An 8,400-nucleotide genomic window follows, 5' to 3' on the forward strand; every position below is an offset into this window, starting at 1 on the left:
CCCCCGCCGCCAGCACGGGCGCGGCGGCCAGGGGCAAGGCGTCGAATCCGCCCTTGGGCACGGCGAAGACCAGCGTATCGGCTTCGGGGCGGACAGGGCTGAACGCGATTTCCATCTATGGTCCTTTATTTCCTGCGGGGCTTCATGTCTTCCGCCTCCAGATAGTGCGGGTTCGACCGTCTGGCAAAGCCGTTCGACCGATTTCGGGCAAAAGACTGGCGGTGAAAGATTGCGGCGCGCGCAAAGCAGTGCGATAGGCGGAAACAAAGCGCCCCCGAAGAGGCCCCCACCTTTGCAGATTTCCCCTTTCCCCTTGCGTTTCAAAAAGGCCCTGGCCGCGAGCGTCGCCCTTTCGTGGCTGGGGATCGCCCCCCATGCCGCCGCGCAGCAGTTGCAGGAACCGCAGACGACGGTCAGCGCGCCCGACGCGCCGGTGCCGGAAAATGACGACCAGATCGGCTTCGCCGCCGACGCGCTGGAATATGACAGCGACAGCGAGGTCGTGACCGCCAGCGGCAATGTGCAGTTGCTGCGGGAAGGCAACCGGCTGCGCGCCGACAAGGTGGTGTGGAACCGCACCACGGGCAAGGTGGAGGCGACCGGCAACGTGTCCGTCACCGATCCCGAAGGCAATATCGCCTATGGCGACAGGTTCGACGTCACCGATTCCCTTCAGGACGGCATGGTCCGCAACATGCTGCTGGTGCTGCAATCGGGCGGTCGGCTGGCCGCCGCCGACGGCCAGCGGGTGAACGGCGTCTACACGCTGCGCAAGGCCGCCTATACCGGCTGCGCGGTCGAGGATCATGAGGGCTGCCCCAAGGAGCCCACCTGGCAGATCAAGGCAGTCCGGGTCGTCTACGATCCGGTCAAGGCCCGCGTCAAATACAGCAACGCCAGCGTGGAGCTGTTCGGCCTGCCGCTGATCCCGCTGCCGGGCTTCTCCCATCCGGTGGGCGACAATGGCGGCAGCGGCCTGCTGGTTCCGAACCTGCGCTACGACCGGAACAACGGGTTCGAAGTGGCGCTGCCCTATTATCTGAAGCTGGCGCCCAATCGCGACCTGACCGTCACGCCGCATGTCTACACCGACACGCTGCCGATGCTGGAGGGCAATTACCGGCACCTGTGGGACAGGGGCGCCTATCAGATCACCGGCTACGCCACCTATGGCAGCCGCGTCGCCACCGGCAACCCGTCCTCCACAGCGCCGGCGGGGTCGGAAAAGGATTTTCGCGGCCATCTGGACGCCAGCGGCGCGCTGCAACTGACGCCGGAATGGAGCATAGGCGGCTCGATCCGCGCCGCGACCGACCGCACATTCCTTCGCCGCTACGACATCAGCAATGACGACCGGCTGCGCTCCACGCTCAACGCCCGACGGATCGGGGAGAGAAGCTATTTCTCCATAGCCGGCTGGGCGGTGCAGACGCTGCGCACCGGCGATTCGCAGGGGCAGATGCCGATCGCGCTGCCGGTCATCGACTATCGCCTGCGGATGAAAGACCCGCTGCTGGGCGGCGTGGCCCAGTTGCAGGCGAACAGCCTGGCCATCACCCGCACCCATGGCCAGGACACGCAGCGCGCCTTCGCCGCCTTCGAATGGAACCTGCGCAAGCTGACGCCGATGGGGCAGGAAGTCACCTTCACCACCTATCTGCGCGGCGACGTCTATCACAGCAGCGACAATCTGATGAACAGCGTGGTCAGCTACGCCGGCGATCCGGGGTGGAAGGCGCGGGGCATCGCGGCAGCCGCCGTCGACATGCGCTGGCCCTTCATGGGCCAGGCGTTCGGCGGCGTGCAGCGCATCGCGCCGCGCGTCCAGATCGTCGCCGCGCCCAGGATCGCGAACCTTTCCGTCCCCAATGAGGACGCCCGCGCCATCGACCTGGAGGACAGCAACCTCTTCGCCCTGAACCGCTTTTCCGGTTACGACAGGTTCGAGGATTCGACCCGCGTCACCTATGGCCTGGAATATAGCCTGTCATTGCCGAACTTCTCGCTGGAGAGCGTGGTCGGGCAAAGCTATCGCCTGAACAGCCGGGAGAGCATCCTGCCCGACGGCACCGGCCTGTCGGACCGCCTGTCCGACATCGTCGGCCGCACCACCGTCCGCTACAGGGATTTCATCAGCGTCACCCACCGCTTCCGCGTGGACAAGGACAAGCTGGCCGTCCGCCGCAACGAAATCGACGCGACGGTCGGCAGCCGCAAGACCTATGCGACGGTCGGCTATCTCCGCCTCAACCGCGACGCCGACCGCAATCTGGAGGATTTGCAGGACCGGGAGGAATTGCGCCTGGGCGCGCGCGTCCAGTTCGCCCGCTTCTGGTCGGTCTTCGGTTCGACCGTCATCGACCTGACCGACACGAAGGAAGATCCACTGTCGGTCGCGGACGGCTATGAACCCGTCCGCCACCGCCTGGGCATCGCCTATGAGGACGATTGCCTGACGCTCGGCCTCACCTGGCGGCGCGACTATCAGGTGCTGGGTGACGCACGAAAGGGCAACAGCTTCCAGCTTCGGCTGGCTTTTCGCAATATTGGCATATAAGGATCAGCCTTCCCGCTTCCTGCTCAGGGTCGGTTAAGGCGGATCGGCGCATCTCGTGCCGAACCGATTGGAGATTTTTGTCGACGATGCAGCCTGTCGTTTCCCCGTTTTCCCGCATTGGCAGCCATGTCCGGTCGGGTTTTCGCACCATGCTCCTGTCCTCGGCCCTCCTGGCGACGGGCGTGAACGCCGTCGCGGCCCAGACGGTCGGCGACGATGACGGCGTCGCCTCGCAGCAACTCAACCTGCCCAGGGACGTGACCATCTTCGGCAAGAGCGACCCCAATGTCCGCAAGGCGACGGCCATCGTCAACGGCCGCATCATCACCGGCACGGACGTCGACCAGCGGCTGGCCCTGATCATCACCGCCAATGGCGGCAAGGTGTCGGACGAGGAGAAGGAAAGGCTGCGCGTCCAGGTGCTGCGCAACCTCATCGACGAAACGCTCCAGATCCAGGAAGCCGCCGCCAACGACATCAAGGTGGACAAGGCCGAGATCGACCAGAGCTATGAGCGGGTCGCGGCCAATTTCCGCCAGTCCCCCGCTCAGTTCGACCAATATCTGCGCCAGCAGGGCAGCTCGTCGGCCAGCATCAAGCGGCAGATCGAGGGCGAGCTGGCCTGGAGCCGCCTGCTCCGCCGCAATATCCAGCCCTTCGTCAACGTGTCGGAGGATGAGGTGAAGTCGGTGGTGGACCGCATGAACGCGGCCAAGGGCAGCGACGAATTCCGCATCGGGGAAATCTACCTGTCGGCCACGCCGGAAAACCAGCAGCAGATCATCGCCAATGCCCGCAACATCATCGACCAGATCAAGCAGGGCGGCAGCTTCGCCGCCTATGCGCGGCAATTTTCCGAAGCCTCCACGGCGGCGGTCGGCGGCGACCTGGGCTGGGTCCGTCCCGTCCAGTTGCCCGACGAACTGGCGCAGGCGGCCGCCGAGATGCAGGTCGGCCAGATCGCCGGCCCGATCGGCGTGCCGGGCGGCGTCTCGATCATCTATGTCATGGACAAGCGCAAGGTGCTGACCGCCGATCCGCGCGACGCGCTGCTCAGCCTCAAGCAGCTTTCCGTCAGCTTCCCCGCCGGCACAACCAAGGAACAGGCGAGCACCAGGGCGGCCGCCTTCGCTGCGCAGGTCAAGGCGGTCAAGGGCTGCGGCCAGGCCAATGAACTGGGCGGCAAGATCGGCGCCGACGTGGTCGACAACGACAATGTGAAGCTGCGCGACCTGCCGCCGCAGTTGCAGGACATCCTCCTGAACCTCCAGGTGGGAGAGGCGACGCCGCCCTTCGGATCGATCAATGACGGCGTGCGCGTGCTGGTCGTCTGCGGCCGCGACGAAGCCTCCGCCGCCGCCGCGCCCAACGCCGAACAGATCATGGCGCAGTTGGAGGAGGAACGGGTCAACAAGCGCGCCCGCATCTATCTGCGCGATCTTCGCCGCGATGCCGTTATCGACTATAACTGATCCGGCGGATATGCCGCCCTTCGCCGTGTCGCTGGGCGATCCGGCGGGCATTGGCCCGGAAATCGTCGCCAAAAGCTGGGTCATGCGGGAGGCGCGGGGCCTGTCGCCCTTCTTCGCCGTGGGCGACGCCGCGTCCCTGCGCGCCGTCTGGCTCGGCCCGGTCGAGCCGGTCAGCACGCCGGAGGAAGCGGCGGAGGTCTTCGACAAGGCCCTGCCCTGCCTGCAAGTGGCGGACGCGGGAGAGATCACGCCCGGCACGCCCAGCATCGACGGCGCGCGCGCGGCGTTCCAGGCGCTGGAAGTCGCCGTGGGCCTGGCCCGCAGCGGTTCGGCGGCCGGGATCGTCACCGCCCCGGTCGGCAAGGAACAGCTTTACGGCGTCGGCTTCGCCCATCCGGGGCAGACCGAATTCATCGCGGAACGCTGCGGCGTGGCGCCCCACAACGCCGTGATGATGCTGGCGGGGCCGTCGCTGAAGGTCGTGCCGATCACTATTCACATCCCCCTGGCCGACGTGCCGTCCGCGCTGACAATCGACCTGATCCGCGCCCGCGCCATCACCACCGCCAAGGGGCTTCAGCGCAATTTCGGCATCGGCCGCCCCCGCCTGGTCGTCGCGGGCCTCAACCCCCATGCCGGCGAAGGCGGGGCGCTGGGGCGGGAGGAGATCGACGTCATCCGCCCCGCCGTGGAATCGCTCCAGGCCGAGGGTTACGACATCAGCGGCCCGCTCGCCGCCGACACGCTGTTCCATGCCCGCGCCCGCGAAACCTATGACGCGGCGCTGTGCATGTATCACGATCAGGCGCTGATCCCGATCAAGACGCTGAATTTCGACGAGGGCGTCAACATCACCCTGGGGCTGCCCATCGTGCGCACCTCGCCCGACCACGGCACCGCCTTCGGCATTGCGGGCACGGACAGCGCCAACCCCGGCGCGATGATGGCGGCGATCAGGATGGCCGCCGAAGCCGCCCGCGCCCGGCTGACTCCCGGCTGCTGAGGCCCATGGCTGCCGATACCAGTCGGGCGCTTCCGCCGTTGCGAGAGGTTATCGCCGCCCATGGATTGCAGGCGAGCAAGGCGCTGGGCCAGAATTTCCTGCTGGACGAGCAGTTGCTGGACCGCATCGCCGCCATTCCCGGCCCGCTGGAAGGCCAGCCCGCCTTCGAGGTCGGCCCCGGCCCCGGCGGCCTGACCCGCGCCATCCTGCGCGCCGGGGCGAAGCTGGTCGCGGTGGAGCGGGACCGGCGCTGCCTGCCCGCGCTGGCCGAACTGGACGCGGCCTTTCCGGGCCAGCTTCGCGTCCTTTCCGGCGACGCGATGGAGGTCGACGCCCGCGCCGAGGCGGGCGAAGGCGCCCATGTCATCGCCAACCTGCCCTATAATGTCGGCACGGCGCTGCTGATCGGCTGGCTTTCGGCGGAGTGGAGTCCGCTTCCCTGGTGGTCGAGCCTGACGCTGATGTTCCAGATGGAGGTGGCGGAGCGGATCGTCGCGAAGCCGGGGGGCGACCATTATGGCCGCCTGGCGGTGCTGTCCCAATGGCGCAGCGACGCCCGCATTGCGATGAAGGTCCACCGCAGCGCCTTCACCCCGCCGCCGAAGGTGATGTCGGCGGTGGTCCACATCACGCCCAGGCCCGCGCCGGAGGGGGTGCAACTCAAGCATCTCGAACGCCTGACCGCCGCCGCCTTCGGCCAGCGCCGCAAGATGCTGCGCCAAAGCCTGAAAGGCCTGCCCGGTGCGCTGGATGCGCTGGCGGCGGTCGGCATCGACGCGCAACGACGGGCTGAAACGGTGAGCGTCGAGGAATTTGTTGAGGTCGCGCGGGTGTTGGGGGGCCTTTAGTTTTTGAGTCTGGTTTTGGTGGGAAGGGGACTGTCGGGTTCTGAGCAGCCTTGGGCAGTTAGCTGCCGTTTCCGATCTGCTCGTATTGCAATCCGATTGGGAGATCTGCCGTCGCCTTCAAGCGCCCCCCTCCAAGGTAAACCAGATAGCAGTTACCAGCGCCTGAAAACCTCCTTGAAAATTCGCTGCTGGGACATGCCGAAGCGAGACGAGCTATTCCCGCTACCGACCATCCATAATCGCGTCCCCCATCCTTGATCCGAAGCCCACGGATTTCCTGTATCCAATGCGCTCTTGCAAAAGACATCGCGAATCCAGCTTTGATGGGAAACGGTGCAGACCAGTAATTATAGTCCTGATGCAGATATCGGACCGAGATCGGCCCTTGGGCACGATTATCAACAACAGTGGGCCATGCGTCGCACGCGGTTAGAGCCAGAGCGATGCCAAGGATGAAAAACGTCCGCATAAAGGCTGTGTATGATTGTTTGTCGCTGTCCACAAATGGTCGCTTCCGCTGGGGCAGCTTTCGGGGAGGGCTAAGCGGACTTAGATGCAGTCGCCTGTGGAACAGACCGCAAGAAGGCCCACGAGGGGCAAGGCAGGAATACCGATGATCGTATAGATGACCATCAACCCGACGGTAATTTTACGCGACCATCCCGCCGACGCGATAGCCACCATGCCAATGAGCCATGCCAGAACAAGTATGGCATACGTCAGAGGCCTCGATCCGAGTGCGAACAAGCCGGTGTGCGCGGCGGCAACCAGCAGCAAAGCAGGTGCTATAACCATGGCGATTGCTGCATTTAATGAACGAACCATGCCGCATTCTCGCACGATGACGGGCGTTCGAGCAACGTCTGGTTACAGGCGCCAGCAGACCAGTCATTAACGGCGAAAACTGGTCGTTCGCGGCCGAGCCTATTGGGGGCGCGGCGCATGATCCTGCCGTAACGATCCTCGCTGCGCTCGGAGACCCACCCCCGGCCCTTCCTGGAAGGGAGGTTGTGTAGGCTTGGCGGCAGTGTGGCTATGGATCAAGGCGTCTCGGTTGCCGATCCCTTGGGTGCGGGGACGCTATCCTTCGCGCTCAGCACGGTCGCGGGCGGGCCTTTCTCTATCGCAGCCGCCAGTTGGCCTACGGCCGCGCAGTTCGCCTTGCACAGGCCCTGCGCCTGGGCGAGATTTTCCTTGGCCTTGGCGATGGCGCCCTTTTCGACCATCGCCTCGCCCTGGCCCACCAGAGCGGTGACGTCATTGGGTTCCAGCAACAGCGCCTCGCGATAGAGGCGGATCGCCTTGCCCTGCAAACCCTGCGCCCGCGCCACCTGCGCCAGTTCGATATAGGCGGTGCGGTTGCGCGGATCGACCGCCAGCGCACTTTCCAGCGCGTCGGTCGCGCCCTGATAATTGCCCGCCTTGCGCGCCGCCTCGCCCGCCTTCTGCCATTCGACCGACAGCGGCGAAATCTGCGAATCCGGGCGCTGCGACAGGCCTGCGCTGGAAACGGTGGTCAGCAGGACGGCCAAAGCGACCGAAGCAGGGGTAAAACGCATGCACAACTCCAGCCATGTTTCAGGCGCTGATTCCGGTCCGGATTCCGGTGGCCAAGTCTCGCGATTTTGCGGGCGCTTGTCCATCGACTCTTTCACGCCGTCCGTCGCAGCCGCGCGAAATAGAAACCGTCCGTCCCGTCATGGCCCGGCGTCAGCAGCAGCCCGTCGCCATGGGCGCGGCCCACCGCCGCTTCGATCCGTTCGACGGTCCAGCCGTCATGCCGTTCCAGAAATGCCCGCACCTGATCCCGCCCCTCCCGGTCCGTCAGCGCGCAGACAGCATAGATCAACGCCCCGCCCGGCGCCAGCAGGGGAGCCGCGAAATCCAGGATCCGCGCCTGTTCCGCCGCCATCCGGTCGAGCCGCGCCGGGGTCAGCCGCCAGCGCGCCTCCGGATTGCGCCGCCATGTGCCGGTGCCCGAACAGGGCGCGTCGACCAGCACGACGTCCGCCCGGCCCTTCAGGCTTTCCAGCGCGCCCGCCTCATGCCCCTGGTCCAGCAGCAGCGTCTCGATGAAGGTCGCCCCGGCGCGATCGGCGCGTGGATCGAGCCGGGCGAGGCGCGAACGGATGGTGTCGGCGGCGATCAGCACGCCCTTGCCGCCCATCGCCGCGGCCAATGCCAGCGTCTTGCCCCCCGCCCCGGCGCAAAGGTCGATCACGGTCATGCCCGGCGCGGCGGCGCAGGCGGCGGAGATCAACTGGCTGCCCGCATCCTGCACCTCGACCTGGCCCCATTTCCAGGGATCGCTCTGCTCGACCGGCGCGCCTTCGGGCAGGCGCAGGGCGTCGGGCAGTCCGGCGATCCGGGCCGCATCGGGATAATGTTGCGCGACCCGGTCCGGATCGCCCTTCAGCCGGTTGACGCGCAGGTCGACCGGCGCACGGCCCAGCAGGGCGCCCCGCTCCACCGGCGCGGCGAGCAGCGGTTCGATCCAGCCGGGCACGACGCCCGCCGGGG

7 protein-coding genes are annotated in these 8,400 nt (G+C 66.3%); 4 read left to right on the top strand and 3 right to left on the bottom strand.

The window, feature by feature from the left end; all coding sequences use genetic code 11:
• Positions 1–292 precede the first annotated feature (292 nt).
• The 4 genes from L286_RS32220 to rsmA all read left to right on the top strand — a co-directional run bounded on the left by L286_RS32220 (position 293) and on the right by rsmA (position 5,880).
• The gene (locus tag L286_RS32220; RefSeq protein WP_025160941.1) at positions 293–2,557 is read left to right on the top strand and encodes an LPS-assembly protein LptD; all 2,265 of its coding nucleotides are present in this window, start codon (positions 293–295) and stop codon (positions 2,555–2,557) included.
• Positions 2,558–2,643: 86 nt separating this feature from the next.
• The gene (locus L286_RS32225) at positions 2,644–4,029 is read left to right on the top strand and encodes a peptidylprolyl isomerase (protein ID WP_020818268.1); all 1,386 of its coding nucleotides are present in this window, start codon (positions 2,644–2,646) and stop codon (positions 4,027–4,029) included.
• Positions 4,007–5,032 (top strand): 4-hydroxythreonine-4-phosphate dehydrogenase PdxA, encoded by a 1,026-nt coding sequence (gene pdxA / locus L286_RS32230; RefSeq protein ID WP_025160942.1) that lies wholly within the window; start codon positions 4,007–4,009, stop codon positions 5,030–5,032. The genes L286_RS32225 and pdxA overlap by 23 nt, the downstream gene beginning before the upstream one ends.
• 5 nt (positions 5,033–5,037) lie before the next feature.
• Complete coding sequence (gene rsmA / locus L286_RS32235) at positions 5,038–5,880, top strand: 16S rRNA (adenine(1518)-N(6)/adenine(1519)-N(6))-dimethyltransferase RsmA (protein ID WP_025160943.1); 843 nt, start codon at positions 5,038–5,040, stop codon at positions 5,878–5,880.
• 549 nt (positions 5,881–6,429) lie between these two features.
• Here rsmA and L286_RS32240 read toward each other — a convergent pair.
• The 3 genes from L286_RS32240 to L286_RS32250 all read right to left on the bottom strand — a co-directional run.
• Positions 6,430–6,705: a hypothetical protein gene (locus L286_RS32240; RefSeq protein ID WP_238559306.1), complete on the bottom strand. Its 276-nt coding sequence runs from the start codon at positions 6,703–6,705 to the stop codon at positions 6,430–6,432.
• Between the two features lie 215 nt (positions 6,706–6,920).
• Positions 6,921–7,439, bottom strand: a complete 519-nt coding sequence (locus L286_RS32245; protein ID WP_025161048.1) for a tetratricopeptide repeat protein — start codon at positions 7,437–7,439, stop codon at positions 6,921–6,923.
• Between the two features lie 92 nt (positions 7,440–7,531).
• A partial coding sequence (locus L286_RS32250; protein WP_021223283.1) for an RsmB/NOP family class I SAM-dependent RNA methyltransferase occupies positions 7,532–8,400 on the bottom strand: 869 nt, incomplete at its 5' end.

The sequence above is a fragment of the Sphingobium sp. HDIP04 genome, assembly GCF_000445085.1.
GTDB classification, from domain to species: Bacteria; Pseudomonadota; Alphaproteobacteria; order Sphingomonadales; family Sphingomonadaceae; genus Sphingobium; species Sphingobium indicum.